Origin of the sequence: Vibrio sp. YIC-376, from assembly GCF_052353105.1 — a bacterium.
In the GTDB taxonomy this organism is placed as follows: domain Bacteria; phylum Pseudomonadota; class Gammaproteobacteria; order Enterobacterales; family Vibrionaceae; genus Vibrio.
Genome location: NZ_JBBWFK010000001.1, coordinates 631,962 through 655,907, shown reverse-complemented (window position 1 = coordinate 655,907; position 23,946 = coordinate 631,962). Strand labels below are relative to the sequence as shown.

Sequence of the window (23,946 nt, the reverse complement as noted above, 5' to 3'; positions counted from 1 at the left end):
AACGCTTGCTATACTTTAACAGTAATGAACAAAGGAAATAGGATGTTCAATGTTAAAGTTTAAGCAAATTGCGATAACAGCATCTCTTGTTGCGCTGAGTAGTAGCTTCTCTGCAACTGCTGAAGAGACTTTCGTAACGATTGGTACGGGTGGGGTGACAGGGGTTTACTATCCAACGGGAGGGGCTATTTGTCGCCTCGTGAATAAGTCTACTGAAGAGCATGGCATTCGTTGCTCTGTAGAGAGTACTGGTGGTTCGATTTACAACATCAATACGATTCGTTCTGGAGAATTGGATCTGGGTATTGCTCAGTCAGACTGGCAATATCATGCTTACCACGGTACCAGCCAATTCGCAGAAGCCGGTCCATTTAAAGAACTTCGAGCGGTATTTTCTGTCCATCCAGAGCCGTTTACCGTTGTTGCACGTATAGATGCCAATATTAAATCGTTTGATGATTTGAAAGGCAAACGTGTGAATATTGGTAACCCTGGTTCCGGGCAGCACGGTACGATGGAAGTGCTGATGAAGGAGTATGGCTGGACAAATGATGACTTTAAACTGGCCTCTGAGCTAAAAGCTGCTGAGCAATCGAAAGCACTGTGTGATAACAAAATTGATGCCATGGTGTACACAGTGGGTCACCCAAGTGGTGCTATTCAAGAGGCAACCACATCATGTGACAGTAATATCGTCGCGGTTGTCGGCCCTCAGGTAGATAAACTGATTGCTGAAAATAGTTTCTATCGAGTAGCAACTGTGCCCGGCGGCATGTATCGCGGATCTGAAGAAAATGTGAAAACTTTTGGTGTAGGTGCAACTTTTATTTCTTCAACGGCGGTGCCAGAAGACGTGGTTTACAACGTGGTGAAAGCGGTATTTGAGAACTTTGATGATTTCCGACGCCTTCACCCAGCGTTCACCAATCTGAAAAGAGAGGAAATGGTGAAAGATGGTCTGTCTGCGCCGCTTCATCCTGGTGCGTTGAAGTACTATAAAGAAGTGGGTTTGATTGAATAATCAGAAATTAGATGCCATCACTTAAAAATTAAGTGCAATTGTTCTATGTTGTCGCCAGTTACAGCAAAATAAAAATCCGATGCCTATTTCAGGCATCGGATTTTTCTGGCTTTTGTGACTAATAGATATGATTAATAGTTAAGTCCAAAACCATATGCGAACAAAGGATCGGTGGAATCGTATGGTACATCCTCATCCTGCTCTAGTACGGCACTCCAGCTTGATGGCAATTCGAAAGGCAAATGTCCTTTCGGCTCCACCACTCCGGTCAGGACATCAAACATAGCAGTGTCCAGCGCACCAAAGTTTGCCACTATTGCATCGGCGGCGTAAGCAACGTCAGTCAATATTGCCGGACGGTCCAAATAAACAGACAACACCATAGGGATACCAGCGTCGGTCACAGTCTGAATTACAGCCAGATCTTCACTACCTGTGTAGTTACCACCCAGATGATCAGTGTCCTGAACCAGACTTGCTTCATTTGCAAAACCCAACTGACCGTAATGAACCGATCCAAACGGATAATGCGGGTCAGACTCATACGGTGTATTCACCCGTACAATCGCGATATCGGCTTCCGCTGGGGTATCAACAACCTCAAATCCATACTCTTGGGCAACTTCAGCATTACTCTGGTACAAGTACACTTTCGGGTAAGTCTCTGCACTTAATGGCAGTAGATCGGCTTCATTTTTCAGCAATACGTGTGAGCTGCTCTGTACTTGCTGCCCAGCTTTCTGAAACTCGTCGTTACCAACCAGTTCTACGGCTTTATCCACATCAACATAAGGATCTTCAAACAGCCCGAGGTCAAATTTCTGGATAAGGATACGCTTAACAGAAGCGTTGATTTGCTCCTCTGTTACCAGTCCGCTATTCACTGCCGTTAGCAGATAAGAAGGATCATCGACCCCGCCAAACTGGTCAACGCCAGCATCAATGGCTTTTGCGTAACGCTGAGGGATAGTTAAGTCTTCAACCCCCCATGACATACCGAAAGGCACAGTCCAGGCACTGACTCCATTGGCAACTTCTTCATCACTCAATCCATTGATACAACGATCCCCACAATCGTTGACAATTCCCCAGTCACTCAGCACCACACCTTTAAACGCATAAGTACCACGTAACAAATCTGTGATGATCTGTTTGTTAAAGCCGAAGCCGACTTCTTCGATAGACTCTCCCTGATGTGTCAGATCCATTGGCTGGCCATAGTATGGCATGACCGAGGCAACATTAGCATCGAAGGCGCCTTCAAACGGAACGAGATGGTAATCGAAGTTGTTGCCCGGATAGATCTGCTCTTTACCCCACTGGTTATGCGCATCCAGACCGTTTTGCTGAGGGCCGCCGCCGGCAAAGTGTTTCACTACCGTAATCACTGAGTCGCTATTCAGGCCATCACCGCCGTTCTGGAAGCCCTCGATATAAGCGCCCACCAGATTTTTGGCTACATTATTGTTTTCACCAAACGTTCCGGAAACCCGTCCCCAGCGAGGCTCTGTCGCCAGATCAGCTTGCGGCGACAGGGCCATCTGGATACCAACTGCACGATATTCCTGACGAGCAATGTCGGCAAACTCCTTCACCGTATCCGTATCATCGAGTGCGGCAAAGCCAAGTAACTCTGGCCATTGAGAGAACGCACCAGCGCTGACAGCCGTGGCTTCAGGATCATTCGTAAAGTGGTTGCGCGGGTCGGTACTGATAGTAACAGGGATTCCCAGGCCAGTAGATTCGGCTATCTGTTGCAGGGAGTTGTTATCCTCTGCTATCGCCTGTGGGTTGCCTGACATACGGGTGATAAAGGTATTGACGTAGCTTGCCAGAACGTCAGACATACTGTCGAAATCGACACGTCCCTCTGTGTTTAACGATAAGGTGCCGTGCATCATCAGGCCTACTTTTTGCTCAAGCGTCATGCGTGATAACAGATCTTCGGCTCGTGTCGCGCTATCCAGACGCCAGTCCTCGTAAGGTGTCAGCTCGCTATCCTTATTTAAGTCTTTGAACTGATATCCGTCCTCACTTACCAAAGCACTTGAGATATAACCCAGCTCGGCTTGTGTATAAACGGTTTCGGTAGAAGAATCAGACCAGCAACCGGTTAGTGTCAGAGCTACAGCGGATGCGATAGCGGATAAGGCATATATATTTTTTTTCATTAAACCTCCAGAGATAAGCAGAGCGAAATTCTTATGATCAGGATTTCCCTGTCGATAAAGACTATATAAAAAGCTTCCCTAACGGTTTTATCTCTAAAGAGCAATTTATTACCCTTGAGGTGCATGGATTAGACTTTGTGAGCGTTCTCTCACTGTTACTTAGTATTCATTTAAGTTACGAATTAATCTGTCTTAATCACAGAATAGAAAATAATATAATGAAATAATTTGAGCCTTAAATTTAATAAATTACTTAAATAGATGAAAAGTGTATCTACGCAGCTTGCAAATGAAATCTGGAGTAAAATTCGACATCAATTAGAAATGTCAGATAGTCATATAACAAAACAGACTGGAATATATCATGATGAGTTGTTAGTTGAAAAAGGACGAATAGATAAACAGCGTTATGGAAAATTACTCTCATTAACTGAATCTTGTGGATTCCAGTTAGGGAGTGAGGAAGAAAAACCATTAGCGACAATGTTTAAGAATTATCCTGATATGGTTAGCGCACTGCTGAATGCACCAACATTATATGATTCGCTCTGTTGTTTGAAACGTTACCGAGGCCTGATTGGCGAAACCGATACGATGGAGTTCAAGTTCGACAATGATTATCTATTAATCGAATATAAGTCAGATTTTAATGAACTTCTAGGTGCCAAAGCGGCAGCGTATAATTTTTGGTTTATCGATGAGTTAGTCTCACAATATGATAAGGGAAAACTGGCTCATAGAGAAGTCATGCTTAACGATAGGTTAACCATTAATGAAGTGGATGAAGTCAAAAACTTATATTCTGGTCGTTTTAATGTCGGTGAAAATAATATATTTAAAATCGATCTCGAGGCCTTGTATCGACCTAATATAGAACATAATTCAATATTGCAACCGCATGTAATAACAAGGTTAGAATCTTCGTTATGTGATCTTCAGTCTAGAAATAACTACACGAATGAAATAATTAAATTAATTCAGGAGTATCTGTTGATCAATTTTGAATCTCCACATGGTGCGGATAAACTGAGTCATTGGATATGTGAACGTTTATATATAACACGCTGGACGCTTAACAGACGTCTGCAGCAAGAGGGAAGTTGCCTGACCAGTCTCTATACTTTAGTTCGTTGTAATGAGGCGCGTCGACTGCTGCAGGATAATCATCATTCATTAATAGAAATCAGCCAACAGCTTGGTTTTGCGAACCAGAGTGGTTTCAATCGCTTCTTCCGGGAGCAGGTGCAATGCACACCAATGCAATATCGCAAGCGACTCACTGGCTACAACGGCTAACAACGTACCGATTTATCTTAAATTTTATTGTGGCTATGGCTGCAATCTGTCTTCGTTATTGGATCTCAAGCATTTGTATTGTTCGGGTAAGTAAAAGTACTTTATCACCAATCTGGACAATCGCACCTCAACTTGGTTATTGCTCGATAGAAAATGACCCAAGTTTTGTTCTTCAGAAAATCATGCAAGACTTCCGAGTGAAGTTCGTAGAGAACAGCACAGGTAGCAGAGAAGCATTGTGGGATAAGCATTTGTCTTTGAACGTTTCGCGCAGGGTTTCTGTTTACTGTTGAGAAAATAAAATTTACGCCTTTCAATTTAATTATGACAAATCAATCAGTTAATGCTGAACGTGATTCATCAACCATAAATGGCTAAAAAAGCAACTAAGCCAATGAACTGAATCACATCTATTTGTTCAGCACTTTGATCCTTCACTTATTGTCTATAAGTTTATTAGCTGAAACGATTCAGCTTATATGTAAAAAATTAAAGGATCATATTATGAAAATAAAACCTCTTATTGCTGCGCTTGCTCTTATCACACCGTTTTATGCTTCCGCTGTCGAATTTACACTAACAGACGCTGCCACAAATACTTTTGTTGAAAACTGGAATATCACGAATAAAAAACTTGGCTTTGAAAGCACTCCGTTCAGTGTAGAAAAAGTGCGCTTACATGGTGGTAAGCAAGAAGGTGTCGATATTATTGTTATAAACAATGGTGAACTGGAAGTGACCTTAGTACCAACTAGAGGGATGGGGATTTTTGACGTAAAGAAAGACGGTAAACGCGTATTAGGTTGGGATTCACCAGTAAAAGAAATTGTTAATCCTGCCTATATTGATTTGGAAAGTCGTAATGGACTTGGCTGGTTAGATGGTTTCAACGAAATGATGGTGCGTTGTGGTTATGAATGGACGGGGCATCCTGGGGTAGATGACAATGGTCAATTATTGAGCCTACATGGCCGGGCACAAAATACACCAAGTTCGACCATTAAAGTCATCATTGCGGATGAGGCTCCGCATACAATCACTGTTGAAGGCGAAGTTTCTGAAAGAACCTTCAAAAAGGCGGAGTTAGTGACTAAAACCTCAATTTCGATCACGCCTGGGCAAAACAGTTTTTCTGTCAATGACACTCTGACGAACAAAGCGGATTACGACGATGAGTACCAAATTATTTATCATTCAAACTTTGGACGTCCGATCTTAGAGAAGGGTGCAAAAGTATATGCCGCTGCCAGTGAAATTTCTCCTTTTAATAGCTATGCAGAAAAAGGGTTGAAGGATTGGCAGACCTACTTAGAGCCAACTAAAGGTTATGATGAAACGGTATACAACCTAAAACCATTAGCTGATCAAAACGGCAATACATTAGCAGTGCTACATAACAAAGCCGGCAATCTAGGTGTATCAATGCAATATAATACGAAGCAACTGCCAGTTTTGACGATTTGGAAAAACACCGATACTTTACAACAAGGTTATGTAACCGGCATTGAACCGGGTACCAGTTATGCGTACAACACTAAATACCAACGTCCTCTGGGGCTGGTTCCAACGATTCATGCCGGAGAAAGCAAGCAGTTTGATCTTACTTATACGGTATTATCTTCTTCAGAAGAGGTCGAGAATGCTGTTAACAGTGTGAACAAGCTTCTCAATGGTAAAAAGGTACAGCAAGTGACTGAGCCAATCGTAGATTTAAGCAAAGTTGAATAAACCATAGACTTTCTTTTATACCTGAGGAGAGATTTGCATCCCCTCTGAAATCTTAATAACTTCTAAACTTACATTCTTCAGTAAGTCTGCTCAGATTTGACTTGGTTTATCTGATGTTAAAGCCGCTAAAGAAACAGTAGCAGTTCAGCGCTTTTTGTTAGCACTCTTCGACTGCATCATTAAATTCTTTGCTTAACCACGATTTCAGAGTAAGAACATTTTCGTTGCGCAGCTTTTCTGGTTTGCAGACAAAGAAAAATTCCAGATAGGGGTTTTTAACGGGAGTACCTATTTCTACCAACAAACCGTGCTTAATTTCATCTCGGACGAATAACCGGTGAGTGACGAAAACGCCCAGCTTTCGAATCGCTGCCTGAACGGCATGAATTGACGCAATAAAACTCAAATTATTACGCTGTTTGGGAACGGGGAGTGAGTTACCCTGACACCAGACACTCCAGTCCTGTTTTCTACGAAGGTTTTCGGCATAAATCGCAGGGTAGCGTTGTAATAAGTCAGCAGCAGTAGGGATTCCTTGCGATGGGTCCAACAAGTCCGGGCTGCATACCAGCAAGAGTTCATCATCTCCGAGTTTTTCACAATAGTAATCTTCCCATTCGTCGGTTTTTCCGTGAATGATCGCGACGTCCACACCTTCTTGGTTTAAATCAAAAGGACCAATTAAGTTTGATAGGCGAATATCCACATTGGGCGCGTATTGTTGGAAGTTATCTACTCTTGGCACCCACCAGTGTATTGCCAGCGAGTTGATCATATTAAGTGTGATTCGATTTGATTGTGGCTGGTGAGTCACTGCTGCTGTTGCATCGACAATCGTTTTCAATGCAGGGGCTATATCATTGTAGTACTTCTGGCCTACGGAATTGAGCTGAACTTGTCTGCCAACTCGTTGAAACAATGGCTGTCCGATGAGTGACTCAAGGTTTTTTATCGCTTGGCTGATTGCAGAGTGGCTCACGCTAAGCAAACCAGCGGCTTCGGTCATACTGCCGGTTTCTGCGACAGCGACAAACGCGTAAAGAGATTTCAGAGGTGGTCGTCTATTCATTTGTAAGTTTAACTAACAGGTTTGTTTAAATATATTCGTTTTTTCTCTGTTGTCATTGCACTAGTATGAACGGGTCAATAGGGAGGATATCATGTTGTTTAAGAGCCGCGCTGTACCTTATATGCTAGTTTCAACGTTCAGTATGTCGTTAACTGGCCTTATATTAAAAAAACTTACCGAAATGATGGGTGTTGAGCTTCTAACATTTCTACGTTTTCTTGTGCCAACATTGTTACTTTTTGTAATGGTGTTCGCTTCAAAGTTGCCTCTGCCACCTCGTACAGTCTTGAAACCGATTATTATTCGAGGGCTGTGTATCGCTGCATGCCAACTCTGCTTTATTGCTTCATTGAACACACTATCGCTAGTCGAAAGCTCCGTACTTTTTGCGACAGGGCCGCTCTTTATTGCAGTGTTAGAAAAGTTGTTTTTTAAGGTACATATCAAAATCGAAACGAAATTTGGCTTAGCAGCTACTTTTGCTGGTGTTTTACTGCTGGCAGGGGATGTGTCGGGCATTCAGTTTAGACCAGAACTTTTGATTGGATTAGCTTCGGGGTTATTCAATGCAGGTTCACAGGTGAGTTTGTTTCGCGCCAGTAAGGGTGAGGTAAAGCCAGCTGTTCTTAATAGCTGGACATTTCTAATCGCTACACTGAGCGTATTGCCGTTGTCGTTCATATCAGGTCTGTCTGAATTGGATATGCAGATATTGCTTGAACCACAAGACAACACATTGGTTTGGATATGCCTTTTCGGGCTTTCAATATCCGTAGTAGCCAATCAAATTCTTCGCTCTAAAGCGTATAAACTGGCGGAAAGCAATTCCCAACTTGCTCCATTGATCTTCACCAATCTGCTGTTTACTGCGATTTGGCAGGTCCTGTTCTTTGATGAGAGTTTTTCTAACTATCAGATAGTTGGCATTGCGCTAATCATCATTGCAGCGCTGATGAACAGCTTTGCAGCAAAATTATTTAGGCACCTTTTTCATACCAAAGCTCACCAGGTTTGAATGGTTGTACAAAGCATTTTATGGCTTCAGAAGTCCACCAGTGACGTTCTCCCTTCTGTCTTTTCAGGCCGGTTTTTATGCAATTTAATAAATCATAAGGCCTAGCGGTGTTGGGCTTGTGACCTGGGAGTTTGTTAAGATGTCGATTAATAAAAACTAAGTAATGACAAATTTATGCGACAAGATGTGCTCGTTTTTGGTGGGTTAGGTGATCCAAAATCTTCAGTTGTTCGACTTTACGAAGGATTACTGAACCAGTTAAAACAACAATATTCCATTATTGCTATAGACCCACTAGTTACTAGTCGTTCCTTAATCGCTACAGCTAGTTGCTATCAATTCCCTTATTCAGAACAATATGAGAGCTTTGCCAGTTATTTACAGCAGACGAGTCCTCGTTCTATCGCATGTGTACTGATTCTAACTCCGGTGGGAACCCATCTTTCTATTCTGAGTCAGATCGATCATGCACTCCCGACATGTGATTTCTTACTTGTTGTTGAAAAGCCCTCATTTTCTCTTAGTGAAGTTCATTTGGGCTTCAATAGGGTCGTCCCGCAATTAAAGGAAAAAGGAGCGAGCTTCTATTTTATTGATACCGCATTAGTTTCGCCTGTATTTGACCACTGTTTCCTTACCAACCTTCATAGAACAATGGGCGTGCCGGAGAAAATTGTGGCGGTAGCAACTGACAATCCAGTCACGATTCAAGATGAATTGAGCGAGTATAGTTTTGAAAATCGGATTAAGTTTCTCAATAACAGATGCCTGCTGGACCTCGACAAGAATGGAGGCGGAGGGTTTGGGTTTGACATGGGGATTCATGCATTAGCAGGGTTGGTTCGATATTTACAATATATTGATCTACTTGACGCACAGATAGAGTTTACAAATGTGAAACTTGAATGCTTGGAGGATTCGCGTTTAAACCGATCGATAGGAGCGGAAACTCATTTGTATGCTAACGGAGTAATCAAATATCCGGGTGCAAGTTGTGACATATTTCTCGATGCTGGCAAAGCGAGTGATACGTGGGATAGAAGATTAGAACTGCATTATCCCGAGCGTGTTATTGTCTTGGGGTTTGGGACGTTAATCCATCCACCTTACATTTGGCAAAGTGACAAACCAGATTCAGAGGCTATTGTCTTTGATGTTAGTGAATCTGGTTACAGTATGCATTTCAACGATATTTTAAATGCTCTGGGTTATGAGGTTAATAACATTCTAACCAAAGAGGAAAGTCAAACACTCATGGCTAAATCCATGAATCTGCTTAATCAGGTCTTTAATATAACTGGCACATATACCATGCGAGAAAACCAAATGGAATGGGTCAGTATTCATACCGCTAAAGGTCTTTCGAAAAATGAAGAGGCTATACGAATAGAGTTAAATCAATTTTTGGCGAAGCTTGTTTGATGAACTTTTACAATGGCGCTTTTTCTATTCAAACCTCCGGTTTCGGTTTCATCAAGCATAGACATCAAAGAAAAAGTAGAGAGTGATTAGCGATGAAAATACCGCAACGAATCCTCTCACGTGCTTGGGATTCAATTGGCGTGACACGCGAGCGGCAAGATATCCACCAACCAGAGTGCCGATCATCACGGCGCTTCCTTTGCTCCAATCAATAGAGCCATTGGCGATGAAAATGACAATCGCAACCAGAGATACAGAGGTTGATACAAGTAACTTTAATCCGTTCATCAAATTGATGTCTTGATGCCCGGCGACCACCAAATAGCTCAGAACAATCACGCCTAATCCGGCGTTAAAGAATCCGCCATACGTCGAGACTCCAACTAAGAGCAGACTTAAAGCGATTGTGCCCAAAATGCCTGCGTGTTTGTGATCCTTGGTTAAGGTTTTAATCGCCATAGTTAAGCGCGAACCAGTTATAAAAAGTACGGTCGCAAATAAAAGTAGCCAGGGAACGGCTTCCAAAAATAATGAGTCAGGAATGTTTAATAGCAGGTATGCGCCGACTGCTCCTCCAATAAGGCTTAGAAGAATGGTAAACAGTAACTCGTGCTTATTCTTGAGGATCTCTTCTCTGAAACCGATAGCACCGCTGATATAGCCAGCACAAGACGCGTATGTGTTAGTTGCGTTAGCGATAACTGGAGGAACACCAACTGCCATCAGAGCGGGGAAAGTGACAAAACTGCCACCTCCGGCAATAGAATTCATGATTCCTCCGATTATTCCAGCGGCAAATAACAGGGCAAGTTCCAGCAGCATACAAAAATCCTTTTTAATTTTTATTTGTATTTTTAAGGCGTTAACCCTACTGAACTTGAAAGAAGAAAGATAGTAGCGAAAGGTCCAAAAAAAAAGCCACCGCGAGGGTGGCTTAGGACAGTCTACCATGGGGGATAGACAGACTTTTATTGTTCAACTTTTACTGGCTGAGCTCGTAGCTTTTGGAATAGTTTCACAAATATTGGGCTGCCTAATATCAGTACCGCTAATACGGTAAAGGATAGAGTAATAGGACGTTCCCATAAGAAGCTCAGTTCACCATCAGAAATCATCAACGCGCGGCGCAAGTTCTCTTCCATTAAGCCGCCAAGGATGAAGCCAAGCAGTAATGGTGCGAGAGGGAAGTTCGCCAATCGGAGAGCAATAGCGGCCATCGCAACAAGCAGCATTACAAAGACATCCATGGTGTTGAACGAGACTAAATACACTCCCGTGATTGAGAAGAACAAAATCATCGGAAGAAGTACGGTTCTCGGTACCGCAAGTAGTTTCGAGATATATGGAATAAGCGGTAAGTTCAGAATAATCAGTACGATGTTGCCAAAGTACATTGAGATGATCACTGACCAGAATACATCCGGATGCTCTACAAAAAGACGTGGACCTGGCTGAATACCATAGGCGATTAATGCACCCAGCATGATTGCGGTGGTCCCTGAACCTGGGATACCCAAAGTTAATAGTGGTACAAACGAACCGCTTGATGCCGCGTTGTTCGCTGATTCAGGAGCAACCAGGCCTCGGATGCTGCCTTTACCGAATTCTTCTTTTTTATCTTTTGGCGCCAGGTTACGTTCCAAACCGTAACTCAGGAATGCGGCGATCGTTGCACCTGCGCCCGGAAGTACACCAGTAAAGAAGCCAAGGATAGAAGAGCGAATCGCGACAGGTGCCACTTCTTTGACTTCTTCTTTTGTCACTTTCATTGAGCCGATGTTGCTGAGTTTTTGCTGCTCTTCATCGTGGGTATCGTTAGAAGGCTTGAGAATCCCCATTAAGGTTTCGCCTAATGCAAAGGTCGCCATAGCAAGTAGCAGGAAGCTAAAACCATCCATCAAATCGGTCAATCCAAAAGTAAAGCGCTCAACACCTACGCCTTTATCGATGCCTACTGTAGACAGCATCAAACCAAGAAGGGTCATCATCCACGCCTTAACCACCTGGCCTTTACCTGCAAACGCCGCTACTGCTGATAAGCCAAGTAGCATCAAGGCAAAGTAGTCAGAAGATTGAAAACTTAAAGAGACTTTCGCCAGTGCAGGTGCCGCGACCAACAACATGACCGCAGAAAGCGTACCGCCTGTGAAAGAAGAGTAGGCTGCAAGTGCTAATGCTTTACCGGCCTGACCTTTTTGTGCCATTGGGTAACCATCGAACGCTGTTACAACGGTTGAAGAACAACCCGGCGCGTTGATTAGAATTGAAGAGGTAGAGCCACCAAATATAGCGCCATAGTAAACACCGGCCATTAAAATCAGTCCAGAAGAAGGCTCCAGACCATAAGTGATTGGAATCATCAACGCGATAGCTGAAATAGGGCCCAAACCCGGCAGCATTCCGATAAATGTACCGACGAAACAGCCAACAATCACCATCATGATGTTCATTGGCATTACCGCAGTGGATAAACCTTGTAGAATTCCATCTAACATAATTCAGTCCTTTCTTTGACTACCAGATGGTGAAAATCAAACCCGGTTCGAGATAGATATCCAAACCTTGGGTAAGCAATAGGTAAAAGGCGATCACGAATGGGAACGATGCGCCAAATAGAACGGGTTTGCGTCGTTCTCCCAACAAGTAAAAGCCTGCTAACAGGAAGAAACCTGTCGCTATAACAAAGCCTAAGTACGTGAGGCCGACACCATAGAGAGCCATTAAAACTAGGAAAGAAATCAGCAGCTTCCAGTTAAACGCTAACACCGCGCCACTTTGTTTGTCAGGCTGACCTGTCACCAGGAGCAGAAGTGCTAAACCAATACCGATGTAAGTCAGAATTGTCGGCAATGTACGAGCGGTAAACGGTTCGTATTCATCACCTGGGAACAGTTGTATTTGAGACGTTTGATAACCGTAACAAAGACAGAAGAGCAGAAAAATCATTGCACCGACGCGATCGCGACAAAGCAAATATTCTTTGCTGAAAAAATTGGTTGAACGAGACATATTCAACTCCTAACGAAAGTAAAAAAAGACCGTATATGGGCGTTAATGTGCAAGGTAATCCATTAACAATTAAGCAATTCGCTGCTAGTCGAGATGCTTACCAATCAATAAACAAAGGAGTGTGTATGCCGAATGTCGACAATGCCCATATACGGTGAAACTCAGAGTGCAAATGCAGAATGGGGGCTAATACCAAATCGGATTTATTTTCCGGTTTGGTATTGGAGAAATAGCCCCGTTTTGCTGCTACTGGAGGAAACCTAATTCGCGCATTAGATCACCCATTTGCTTCTCTTGTTCTTCAAGGAACGCGAAGAATTCTTTATCTGCTTTGTAGTTGTCGATCCAACCGTTGCGGTCACGAACAACTTGCCATTCGTCCGTGTTATACATCTTGGTAAACGCCGCATTCCACTCATCGATTTTCTCTTGGCTTACACCGGGAGCGGCAAAGAAACCACGCCAGTTAGCAAACACAGTTTCATTACCGTATTCCGTTAAAGTTGGAATATTCGGAGCAGCTTCCAAGCGTTTTGGCGCAGTAATGGCCAGCACTTTCACTTGACCTGACTTTGACATTTCAAGTACTTCACCCAGACCAGTTGAGAGGAGTTGAGTCTCACCTGATAAAAGCGCTGCCATCGCTTTACCGCCCGCATCATATCCAATGTAACGAACTTGACGCGCATCGAAACCTTGGCCTTTAAACGCTGCTGCAATGACAAGGTGATCCATTGAACCACGAGCAGATCCTCCCGCAATCTTTACTTTGCGTGGGTTCGCTTCAAATGCTTTAACAACATCTTCCCAAGAGTTATATGGGGAATCAGCTGAAGCAACGATAGCACCATAGTCCGCAACAGTTGCAGCAACAGGGGTTAGGTCACGGAAGGATTGTGGAAAAATACCGCTAAGAGAGCGCACTACGATTGGAGTCGAGTTCACCATCAGGGTGTCTTCTTGTCGATCTGCCGTTTCAATTAAGTGAGCGATCGCTTTACCGCCGCCACCGCCAGACAGGTTTTGGAATGATACAGACTCAACGATATCTGATTTCACCAGAACATCTCCCGTACCGCGAGCGGTCATATCCCAGCCGCCACCAGCGCCGCCAGGAATGAGGAAATGCATTTTTTCTAGATCTGCAGCAAAAGTGTTAAATGAAAATGAAGCTGCGATGATAGATGCGGCGAGCGTTGGTTTTATTACCTTTAACATGTTCACGTTCCTTATGTGAGTGACTCTATTTTTTGATGAGTCTTATTGTTGTTTCAGTTTTAAAGCTGAACTTTGATGAAAGGTTAATTAAGTGTTAATTGAATGTCTGTAAAAGGTAGATAAAGGTAATATTGGGCATTGCGGGTATTTTGTTCATAAAGTTCACGGCAGGAATTGCTTGGCAACGAGCGTTTGAGCGATATGTACGCGCAGAGTCGATTTGAATGCTAAATACTGGCCGCTGACAATCGTCTTTGTATGATTGCTCTAATGACCATTTAGGTAATAGTTGTCGACAATTGATTTCTTTAATCGTCATTTTTGGCTTTACATCAGGTATTTCGTGATACCAATCACACTTAACCCTAAGACCTTAGTCTAAATTGTCGACAATTCACTTGATTGTCGACAATTTGTTAGTTTATTATGTCTGCAGGTTAAGAAATTGTAGACACCTAAGGTGTTGTAGAGCGAGTGCATTGAAATGAATGTTGAACTGAAGACTCGTCTTAAAGCAGTTGGCGCAGAAAAAGAAAATACGAAATCTGAAACGCTAACTGAATCTTTGGTTGAAGCGATTGTAAACGGTGAAATTGCACCAGGTAGTAAAATATCCGAGCCAGAACTGGCAAAGCGTTATCAGGTAAGTCGAGGCCCTTTACGTGAAGCGATCATGCGCTTAGAAGGACTTAGCTTAATTGAGCGTATCCCTCATGTTGGCGCTCGTGTCATTACTTTCTCACCAGAAAAACTGATTGAATTGTATGCGGTGCGTGAAGCGTTGGAAGGGATGGCTGCCAGATTAGCTGCCCGACATATTACGGAAGAAGAAGTTATCCAGTTAGAAATGCTATTGTCGACACATTCAAATCATATCGATGAAGTCGAAGGCTCTTCTTACTTCCACCAACACGGCGATTTTGACTTTCACTACCGCATTATTAAAGCGAGTCGCAATAGTAAGCTGATCTCGCTGCTGTGTAATGAACTGTACCACTTGCTACGTATGTATCGTTACCAGTCTCCACGTTCTCAGTCGCGCCCGAAAGAAGCGCTAAATGAGCACAAATTTATTTTGCAAGCGATCAAAAACCGAGATGGGGAATTGGCAGAGATGCTGATGAGACGCCATATTTCGGGCAGTCGCTTATTGATCGAACAACAAATCTTGTTTGCTGAAAATGACTAGAAGGAAAGTGTCATGAGTTTATCTCCAGGGGCGAAGTTCAGACTCGCCATTGAACAAAACAATCCGCTACAAATCGTCGGCACTATCAACCCATACTGCGCCATGATGGCGAAAAACCTGGGGCATCAAGCGATTTACTTATCTGGTGGCGGCATTGCGAACGCCTCTTACGGACTGCCAGATTTAGGTATTACTACTCTAAACGACGTGCTGGTTGATGTTGACCGCATTACAAACGCATGTGATTTGCCTCTATTGGTAGACATCGACACAGGTTTTGGTGGCGCATTTAACATCGCTCGTACTATCAAGCAAATGGAAAAAGCGGGGGCGGCAGCGGTACATATGGAAGACCAGGTTGCGCAAAAACGTTGTGGTCACCGTCCGAACAAAGCGATTGTTAGTCAGCAAGAGATGGTTGACCGTGTGAAAGCTGCGGTTGATGCACGTAATGATGAAAGCTTTGTCATTATGGCTCGTACTGATGCACTTGCGGTTGAAGGTATGGACAGCGCGATTGAACGTGCGATTGCTTGTGTAGAAGCGGGTGCGGACATGATCTTCCCGGAAGCAATGACCAAGCTGGATCAATACCTACAATTCTCTAACGCGCTTGAGCAAGCGACTGGCAAACATGTCCCTATTCTGGCGAACATTACTGAGTTCGGCGCAACGCCACTGTATGGCTGTGACGAACTGGCGAAAGCGAAAGTGGATATGGTGCTTTACCCGCTAAGTGCGTTCCGTGCCATGAACAAAGCCGCAGAGACGGTTTACAAACACCTTCTGGAAGTGGGTAATCAGGAAGCGCTGGTTGATTCAATGCAAACACGTAAAGAGTTGTACCAGCACCTGAATTACCACGATTACGAAGACAAACTTGACCAGCTATTCTCAGAAGGAAAATAGCGGGGAAGTAGAGAGTAAACGGAAGCCCAAGAAATTTATTTGATAGAGATAATCGGAATTTATCCAATCCAATAACGTGAAAATTGTCTGGTGAATAAAAACGCTCCAAAGAGAGTAAAGCCAGACAGAAAAGGAGTTCAAACAATGCCTCAAACTGAAGCAAAGAAAGCAGAGTTAGGTGGCGCAGGCCTACGTGGTCAAAGCGCTGGAAGCACAGCTTTATGTACTGTCGGTAAAACGGGAACAGGTCTTACTTATCGCGGCTACGATATCACTGACCTTGCCAATAATGCTCAATTTGAAGAAGTGGCGCACCTGCTGTTACGCGGTCACTTACCTAATCAACAAGAACTCGATGCGTACAAGACGCACCTGTTGAGCCTTCGCGGTTTACCAACCGAGCTTAAGAAAGCTTTGGAACTGATTCCTGCAAGTGCACACCCTATGGATGTGATGCGCACCGGCTGTTCTGTACTGGGTAACTTAGAGCAGGAAATGAGCTTTGATGAGCAACTGCAATCAACTGAGCGTATGCTAGCGCTGTTCCCGGCAATCATCTGTTACTGGTACCGTTATAGTCATGATGGTGTTCGCATTGACACTGAAGATCAGACGGAAGACAGCATCGGTGGCTACTTCTTAAAACTGCTCACTGATAAAGCGCCAACAGCTCTACACAAGCAAGTTATGCACTGTTCATTGATTCTTTACGCAGAGCATGAGTTTAACGCGTCAACATTCGCAGCACGTGTTTGTGCATCAACATTGTCTGACATCCACTCTTGTGTGACTGCCGCAATCGGTACGCTTCGTGGTCCTCTTCACGGTGGTGCAAACGAAGCTGCGATGGAAATGATCGAAGATTGGCAAACGCCAGATGAAGCAGAAGCGAACATCATGCGAATGCTGGCAAACAAAGACAAGATAATGGGCTTTGGCCATGCGATTTATCGCGAAAGCGACCCTCGTAACGCGTTGATCAAGCGCTGGTCAGAAGAGTTGTCTAAGCAAGTAGGTGACACTCACTTATACGCGGTGTCTGAGCGAGTAGAATTGGTTATGAAGCGTGAAAAAGGTCTGTTCTGTAATGCTGACTTTTTCCATGCATCGGCGTACCACTTTATGGACATTCCGACCAAACTGTTCACACCGATTTTCGTGATGAGCCGTTTAACTGGCTGGGCGGCACACGTGTATGAGCAACGTGCGAATAACCGAATTATTCGCCCAAGCGCGGATTACACAGGTCCAGACCATCAGGACTGGGTGCCTATCGAAAAACGCTAGCGCGTTACTCCTTCCTCTGTGCGATTCTCTCCACACAGGGGAAGGAGTATTTCTCATCACTAACGTTACTAGAATGACTACATCTCAAAAAGTTCTCCAATCAAGTCTCCAAACAACTTTTCTAGAGTAACGTTTCTAGAGTGATGGGGAGAAGGCCAAGATGTACAGATTGAATGGAAGCAAACCATGAGCACAAATATTAATACCCAATATCGTAAATCGCTTCCGGGGACTCAACTTGATTATTTTGATGCCCGCGAAGCCGTAAATACTATTTCTCCAGGAGCCTATGAAACGCTCCCTTACACCTCACGAGTTCTTGCCGAGCAGCTCGTACGCCGTTGCGACCCAAACGCATTGACAGCCAGCCTCAAACAGCTAATTGAGCGCAAGCGCGATCTAGATTTTCCTTGGTATCCTGCACGTGTCGTTTGTCATGACATTCTTGGCCAAACGGCACTGGTCGATTTAGCAGGCCTACGCGATGCGATTGCCGATCAGGGCGGAGACCCTTCAAAAGTCAATCCTGTGGTTGAAACTCAGCTTATCGTTGACCACTCACTTGCGGTAGAACACGCTGGTTTTGAACCTGATGCATTCGAGAAAAACCGTGCAATTGAAGATCGACGAAATGAAGACCGATTCCACTTTATTGAGTGGTGTAAAACAGCATTTGAGAACGTAAGCGTAATTCCCGCGGGTAACGGCATCATGCACCAAATCAACCTGGAAAAAATGTCTCCAGTGGTGCAGGCGAAGCAGGGCATTGCCTACCCAGATACTTGCGTTGGTACCGACAGTCACACACCTCACGTAGATTCACTGGGTGTTATCGCGATTGGTGTTGGTGGTCTGGAAGCAGAAACCGTTATGCTTGGCCGTCCATCGATGATGCGTCTGCCAGATATCATTGGTGTAAAACTAACTGGTAAACGTCAGCCGGGCATTACCGCAACGGATATCGTTCTGGCGATTACCGAGTTCCTACGTAACGAGCGCGTTGTCTCTTCTTACCTTGAATTTTTTGGTGAAGGTGCACGAGACCTGACAATCGGTGACCGCGCAACCATCTCAAATATGACTCCAGAATACGGTGCAACAGCGGGGATGTTCTACATTGATGAGCAGACCATCAACTATCTGAAACTGACTGGCCGAGATGATCAACAAGTCGATTTAGTAGAGAAATACGCGAAACAAACGGGCCTTTGGGCGGATGATCTGGATACCGCGGTTTACGAACGTGTACTTGAGTTCGATTTGTCATCAGTAAGCCGCAACATGGCTGGCCCTTCAAACCCTCATCGCCGTTTGCCAACTTCAGAGCTGGCGCAACGTGGTATTTCCGGTGCATGGGAAGAGAAAGAGGGCGAGTTGCCAGATGGAGCAGTTATTATCGCTGCCATCACATCATGTACGAACACCAGTAACCCAAGAAACGTCGTAGCTGCGGGTCTTGTCGCGAAGAAAGCCAACGAACTTGGCCTTGTACGTAAACCATGGGTGAAATCCTCTTTTGCTCCGGGCTCGAAGGTTGCACGTCTTTACTTAGAAGAAGCAGGCTTACTGCCAGAACTAGAGAAGCTTGGCTTTGGTATTGTCGGTTACGCATGCACAACGTGTAACGGCATGAGCGGCGCATTGGATCCAAAAATCCAACAAGAGATCATCGACCGCGATCTGTACGCGACAGCAGTACTGTCTGGCAACCGTAACTTCGATGGCCGAATCCATCCTTACGCGAAGCAAGCCTTCCTGGCATCACCTCCATTGGTTGTGGCTTATGCATTAGCTGGTACGATTCGTTTTGATATCGAGCGTGATTCACTTGGCACCGACCAAAATGGTAAACCAATTTACTTAAATGATTTGTGGCCTAGCGACGAAGAGATCGATGCCGTTGTCGGTAAACACGTTAGACCAGAGCAGTTTAATCAAGTTTACATCCAGATGTTCAAGTTAGATGACGCAGCGAAAAGCTCAAACCCGCTTTATGACTGGCGCCCAATGAGCACTTACATCCGCCGTCCTCCTTACTGGGAAGGTGCGTTAGCGGGTGAAAGAACACTGTCTGGCATGCGTCCTCTGGCGGTTCTGGGTGACAACATTACCACTGACCACTTGTCACCATCGAATGCGATAATGGCGAGCAGCGCAGCAGGTGAATATCTGGCGAAAATGGGTGTTCCGGAAGAGGACTTTAACTCTTACGCGACCCACCGTGGCGATCACTTAACTGCTCAACGTGCGACCTTTGCTAACCCGAAACTGTTCAACGAAATGGTGAAAGAGAATGGCGAAGTCGTACAAGGATCTTTGGCTCGAATTGAGCCAGAAGGTCAGGTTGTCCGCATGTGGGAAGCGATAGAAACCTACATGAATCGCAAACAACCACTGATCGTGGTGGCTGGCGCGGATTATGGTCAGGGTTCATCTCGTGACTGGGCAGCAAAAGGTGTTCGATTGGCAGGCGTAGAAGCAATTGTTGCTGAAGGCTTTGAGCGTATCCACCGTACCAACTTGGTTGGTATGGGTGTCTTACCACTGCAATTCAAGCCGGGTGTGAACCGTAATACGTTAGAACTCGACGGTACTGAACTTTACGACGTGGTTGGTGAAATTAAGCCGGGCGCTGATTTAGCCTTGGTCATCACACGCAGCAACGGTGAGAAAGTTGATGTGCCTGTTACCTGTCGCTTAGATACCGCTGACGAAGTTCATGTGTATAACGCGGGTGGTGTACTGCAGCGTTTCGCTCAAGATTTCTTGGCGCAATAAGGGGTTGCTATGGAAAACATTACTCCTAATCAAATGAGCCAAATCAAAGTGCCGGCGACGTATATGCGTGGCGGCACGAGTAAAGGGGTCTTTTTCAACCTCGAAGATTTGCCTCAAGTAGCGCAGGTAGCTGGAGCAGCACGTGACAAACTGCTGTTACGTGTTATCGGCAGCCCGGATCCTTACGCGAAGCAAATTGATGGCATGGGCGGCGCGACCTCAAGCACCAGTAAAACGGTGATTGTTTCGCGCAGCAACCAAGAAGATCATGACGTTGATTACTTGTTTGGCCAAGTGTCGATCGATAAACCATTTGTTGATTGGAGCGGTAACTGCGGCAACTTGTCTGCCGCAGTGGGTCCTTTCGCTATTCATGCTGGCCTGATTCCGCAAGATCGCATTCCTGAAAATGGGATCGTGACGGTACGCGTTTGGCAGGTGAACATCAGCAAAACGATTTTGATTCACGTACCTATCGTCAATGGATTCGTGCAAGAAACCGGAGATTTTGAACTGGATGGCGTGACGTTCCCAGCCGCCGAGATTCAAGTGGATTTTGTTGACCCTGCTGACGGGGAAGGCAGCATGTTCCCTACGGGAAACTTAGTCGATGATTTGGTAGTACCTGATGTGGGTACTTTCAACGCTACCTTCATTAATGCGGGTATACCGACCATATTCATTGATGCAGAGTCGATTGGTTATCAGGGCACTGAGCTACAGGACGACATCAACAACGATGACGCTGCGCTGGCGATGTTTGAATCTATCCGTGCACATGGTGCGTTAAAAATGGGCCTGATTTCTGAACTAGAAGAAGCTCAGACACGCCAACATACGCCAAAGATTGCTTTTGTATCCAAACCGAAAAGCTACCTGTCTTCAAGTGGCAAAGCAGTAAATGATACGGATATCGATGTGTTGGTTCGCGCGTTATCGATGGGCAAACTTCACCATGCGATGATGGGGACAGCAGCCGTTGCTATCGCGTCAGCCGCATGTGTACCGGGAACTCTGGTGAACATAGCCGCTGGTGGCGGAGAAAAAGAGTCAGTGACTTTTGGCCATCCGTCAGGAACATTAAAAGTTGGGGCGCAAGCGAAGCAAACTGAACAGGGCTGGGTGGTACAGAAAGCCATCATGAGCCGAAGTGCGAGAATACTGATGGAGGGATTTGTGCGTGTACCCTCCAATGTCTTTGAATGAAAAGAACGGTCTTTGAATAGAACGAGAGCAATGTCAGGACATACTGGAGGAAGCGATATGTCTTCATACGAAAAAGAATACTTATGGGCGAAAAACGAACCGGAGAGTTTTTGGCGCGCCCAAGCGGAGAACATTGATTGGTTTGAGTCTCCAAAAACCATCTTGAAATCTGATGAGAATGGTATTGAGCGCTGGTTCCCTGATGGGGTGATGAATACGGCTTGGTTAGCACTGGATTACCATTGCGAACAAGGCCGAGGTGATAACGCTGCCCTGATTTATGACTCGCCAGTAACAGGTAATAAAAAGACCTACACCTACAGTGAGCTGCGCGATCAAGTCGCGAAAATTGCAGGTATGCTGTCTAGTCAGGGTGTTGAAAAAGGCGACCGCGTCGTCATTTACATGCCGATGATCCCGGAAGCGGCAATGGCGATGCTTGCCTGTGCACGTTTGGGCGCTATTCACTCGGTAGTGTTTGGTGGTTTCGCACCAAATGAGCTGGCGGTACGTATTGAAGATGCCGAGCCAAAAGTGATCATGACTGCATCTTGTGGTATCGAAATCAGCAAAATTATTCCGTATAAACCTATGGTGGATAAAGCCATCATGGATAGCCGTTGGAAGCCTGAGAAAGTCTTTGTCTTACAGCGTCCAGAATGTGAAGCTGAGCTGAATCAAGAAAGAGATTTGGATTGGCAACAAGAATACAGCCAAGCGCTTCCACATGCTTGTGTTCCTGTTTTAGCCACGGATCCACTTTACATCCTTTACACCTCAGGTACGACCGGTAAACCAAAAGGGGTTGTACGTGATAACGGTGGTCATGCTGTCGCACTGAAGTACTCAATGAGTGCAATCTACAACATGCCACAGGATGGAGTATTCTGGGCTGCGTCAGATGTTGGTTGGGTAGTGGGTCACTCTTACATTGTTTACGCTCCGCTTATTCACGGATGTACAACGATACTGTTTGAGGGTAAGCCGGTCAGAACACCAAATCCTGGCGCATTCTGGCGAGTATGTGATGAGTACAAAGTGGATGCCTTGTTCTCAGCGCCGACAGCGTTCCGTGCGATTAAGAAAGAAGACCCTGAAGCTGAGTTCTTAAAGCAATATGATTTGTCGAACCTGAAAACCATCTTTATGGCTGGTGAACGATTAGATCCTCCTACGCTTGAGTGGGTGCAAAGCAAAGCAGACAAGCCAGTCATCGATCACTGGTGGCAAACTGAAACAGGTTGGGCAATTTCGGGTAACCCAACGGGCATTGAAATGATGCCTGTGAAAGCGGGATCGTCTACCAAGCCAATTCCGGGTTATCAGGTAGAAATACTCGACGAACTTGGTGAACCAGTCCAAGCCAATCAACAAGGTTTTGTCGCGCTGAAACGCCCGTTACCGCCGAGCTGTTTACCAACGGTATGGCGCAATCATGATCGCTTTGAATCGGGTTACCTAAGCCAATTCCCGGGCTACTATGTGTCGGGTGATGGCGGCTATCTGGATGAAGATGGTTATTTGTTCATCATGGGACGAATTGATGATGTGATCAACGTCGCTGGCCACCGTTTGTCTACAGGCGAGATGGAAGAAATCGTTGGCGGTCATCCAGCCATCGCCGAGTGTGCGGTTGTTGGTATTCACGATGAGCTGAAAGGGCAACTACCGCTTGGTTTTGTCGTGCTTAAAGATGGTGTGAAAGTTGATGAGTTAGCGCTAGAGGGCGAGCTGGTCGGTAAGGTGCGAAATGAGATTGGTGCTGTTGCTTGTTTTAAACATGCGCTAGTGGTCGATCGCTTACCGAAAACACGTTCGGGTAAAATTCTGCGTAGAACCATACGTCAAATTGCTGATGGTGAACAATACACAGTACCGTCAACCATTGATGACCCAACGAGCCTGAGCGAGATTGAGCGCGTGTTGCGTCGCTAAATAATCTGTATTAACTCTTGTGTTCCGCCCCTGTATACCGATTGGATACAGGGGTTTTTTTTATTTGAGCATATCCGGCAGTTGCAAGAATAAGCAATCAATAATCATATTGCTCTTGCAGACTTGCTATCCTCGCCCTTTACCCACAAACTACATGGGTTGAATTATTGGTAGCCCTTTGTATGTCCGCATTTTTAATCAAACCAGCGTGTATTGACGATCTTGAAAGTCTCAATGATCTTATGTTCAATTTGCACGATGAGCATCATGTCCAATCGCCAGATCTATTTAAAACGGCGGAAGAAATTGAGCAGGAAAAGAGCATTGCTCGCTATATCGATCATCCTGAGTGCCTGGTTTACGTTGCGAAAGATGAAGACGAAATCATTGGTTTCGTTTCGGGGCACTTTTGCGAACTCCTATCGGTGGTAAGTACTCCTGTTATGATGGGAAGTGTGGATGAGTTGTATGTGCTACCTGATTACAGAAAGCAAGGCGTAGCAAAAACCTTACTTGATAAAATTGAATCAACCTTCATCCAGTGCGGTGCAACACAGATGTTCGTAGAGGTATGGGATTTTAACCTACAAGCGTTGGCACTCTACCAAAGGCAGGGCTTTGGACCTCATATTCACTGTTTGAGAAAACCGTTAACTCGCAGTGAGAGTTAAGTCTATTTGAGTGTGAGTTTAG

General features: G+C 44.9%; 18 protein-coding genes. 12 read left to right on the top strand and 6 right to left on the bottom strand.

The features are described 5' to 3' along the window. Positions 1–49: 49 nt before the first annotated feature. On the top strand, positions 50–1,021 hold the full coding sequence (locus tag WJM94_RS02895) for a TAXI family TRAP transporter solute-binding subunit (protein ID WP_444492737.1): 972 nt from the start codon (positions 50–52) through the stop codon (positions 1,019–1,021). 131 nt (positions 1,022–1,152) lie between these two features. Here the strand turns inward: WJM94_RS02895 and WJM94_RS02890 are convergent, their stop codons facing one another. Further along, positions 1,153–3,192, bottom strand: a complete 2,040-nt coding sequence (locus WJM94_RS02890) for a glycoside hydrolase family 3 N-terminal domain-containing protein (RefSeq protein ID WP_444492736.1) — start codon at positions 3,190–3,192, stop codon at positions 1,153–1,155. Between the two features lie 261 nt (positions 3,193–3,453). On the opposite strand from WJM94_RS02890, the gene WJM94_RS02885 reads away from it, so the two are divergent. Then, positions 3,454–4,488, top strand: coding sequence for a helix-turn-helix transcriptional regulator (locus WJM94_RS02885; protein WP_444492735.1), 1,035 nt, complete (start codon positions 3,454–3,456; stop codon positions 4,486–4,488). Positions 4,489–4,992: 504 nt separating this feature from the next. Next, the gene (locus WJM94_RS02880) at positions 4,993–6,216 is read left to right on the top strand and encodes an aldose 1-epimerase family protein (RefSeq protein WP_444492734.1); all 1,224 of its coding nucleotides are present in this window, start codon (positions 4,993–4,995) and stop codon (positions 6,214–6,216) included. 157 nt (positions 6,217–6,373) lie between these two features. On the opposite strand, the gene WJM94_RS02875 is transcribed toward WJM94_RS02880, so the two are convergent. Further along, on the bottom strand, positions 6,374–7,285 hold the full coding sequence (locus WJM94_RS02875) for a LysR substrate-binding domain-containing protein (protein WP_444492733.1): 912 nt from the start codon (positions 7,283–7,285) through the stop codon (positions 6,374–6,376). Between the two features lie 91 nt (positions 7,286–7,376). Between WJM94_RS02875 and WJM94_RS02870 the strand changes: the two genes are divergently transcribed. After that, on the top strand, positions 7,377–8,300 hold the full coding sequence (locus WJM94_RS02870) for a DMT family transporter (RefSeq protein WP_444492732.1): 924 nt from the start codon (positions 7,377–7,379) through the stop codon (positions 8,298–8,300). 174 nt (positions 8,301–8,474) lie between these two features. Then, positions 8,475–9,722, top strand: coding sequence for a hypothetical protein (locus WJM94_RS02865; RefSeq protein WP_444492731.1), 1,248 nt, complete (start codon positions 8,475–8,477; stop codon positions 9,720–9,722). Positions 9,723–9,773: 51 nt separating this feature from the next. On the opposite strand, the gene WJM94_RS02860 is transcribed toward WJM94_RS02865, so the two are convergent. From WJM94_RS02860 to WJM94_RS02845, 4 genes are all read right to left on the bottom strand, one after another. Further along, complete coding sequence (locus WJM94_RS02860) at positions 9,774–10,544, bottom strand: sulfite exporter TauE/SafE family protein (RefSeq protein WP_444492730.1); 771 nt, start codon at positions 10,542–10,544, stop codon at positions 9,774–9,776. A gap of 146 nt (positions 10,545–10,690) precedes the next feature. Further along, positions 10,691–12,217: a tripartite tricarboxylate transporter permease gene (locus WJM94_RS02855; RefSeq protein ID WP_444492729.1), complete on the bottom strand. Its 1,527-nt coding sequence runs from the start codon at positions 12,215–12,217 to the stop codon at positions 10,691–10,693. A 19-nt stretch (positions 12,218–12,236) separates the two neighbouring features. After that, entirely contained in the window at positions 12,237–12,731 is a 495-nt protein-coding gene (locus WJM94_RS02850; RefSeq protein ID WP_444492728.1) for a tripartite tricarboxylate transporter TctB family protein, read from the bottom strand. 246 nt (positions 12,732–12,977) lie between these two features. Then, complete coding sequence (locus tag WJM94_RS02845; protein ID WP_444492727.1) at positions 12,978–13,949, bottom strand: tripartite tricarboxylate transporter substrate binding protein; 972 nt, start codon at positions 13,947–13,949, stop codon at positions 12,978–12,980. Positions 13,950–14,433: 484 nt separating this feature from the next. Between WJM94_RS02845 and WJM94_RS02840 the strand changes: the two genes are divergently transcribed. The 7 genes from WJM94_RS02840 to WJM94_RS02810 all read left to right on the top strand — a co-directional run bounded on the left by WJM94_RS02840 (position 14,434) and on the right by WJM94_RS02810 (position 23,924). Continuing rightward, complete coding sequence (locus WJM94_RS02840) at positions 14,434–15,138, top strand: GntR family transcriptional regulator (protein WP_444492726.1); 705 nt, start codon at positions 14,434–14,436, stop codon at positions 15,136–15,138. Between the two features lie 12 nt (positions 15,139–15,150). Continuing rightward, positions 15,151–16,047, top strand: a complete 897-nt coding sequence (gene prpB / locus WJM94_RS02835) for a methylisocitrate lyase (RefSeq protein ID WP_444492725.1) — start codon at positions 15,151–15,153, stop codon at positions 16,045–16,047. 144 nt (positions 16,048–16,191) lie between these two features. Beyond that, entirely contained in the window at positions 16,192–17,334 is a 1,143-nt protein-coding gene (gene prpC, locus WJM94_RS02830; protein WP_444492724.1) for a bifunctional 2-methylcitrate synthase/citrate synthase, read from the top strand. 186 nt (positions 17,335–17,520) lie between these two features. Further along, a complete protein-coding gene (gene acnD / locus WJM94_RS02825; RefSeq protein ID WP_444492723.1) occupies positions 17,521–20,112 on the top strand; it encodes a Fe/S-dependent 2-methylisocitrate dehydratase AcnD in 2,592 nt (863 codons plus the stop codon). 9 nt (positions 20,113–20,121) lie between these two features. Next, entirely contained in the window at positions 20,122–21,318 is a 1,197-nt protein-coding gene (prpF, locus tag WJM94_RS02820) for a 2-methylaconitate cis-trans isomerase PrpF (RefSeq protein ID WP_444492722.1), read from the top strand. Between the two features lie 57 nt (positions 21,319–21,375). Continuing rightward, positions 21,376–23,253 carry a propionyl-CoA synthetase gene (locus tag WJM94_RS02815; RefSeq protein WP_444492721.1) on the top strand — a complete coding sequence of 626 codons (1,878 nt, stop codon included), beginning with the start codon at positions 21,376–21,378 and terminating at the stop codon, positions 23,251–23,253. A 182-nt stretch (positions 23,254–23,435) separates the two neighbouring features. Beyond that, positions 23,436–23,924, top strand: coding sequence for a GNAT family N-acetyltransferase (locus WJM94_RS02810; RefSeq protein ID WP_444492720.1), 489 nt, complete (start codon positions 23,436–23,438; stop codon positions 23,922–23,924). Positions 23,925–23,946 lie beyond the last annotated feature (22 nt).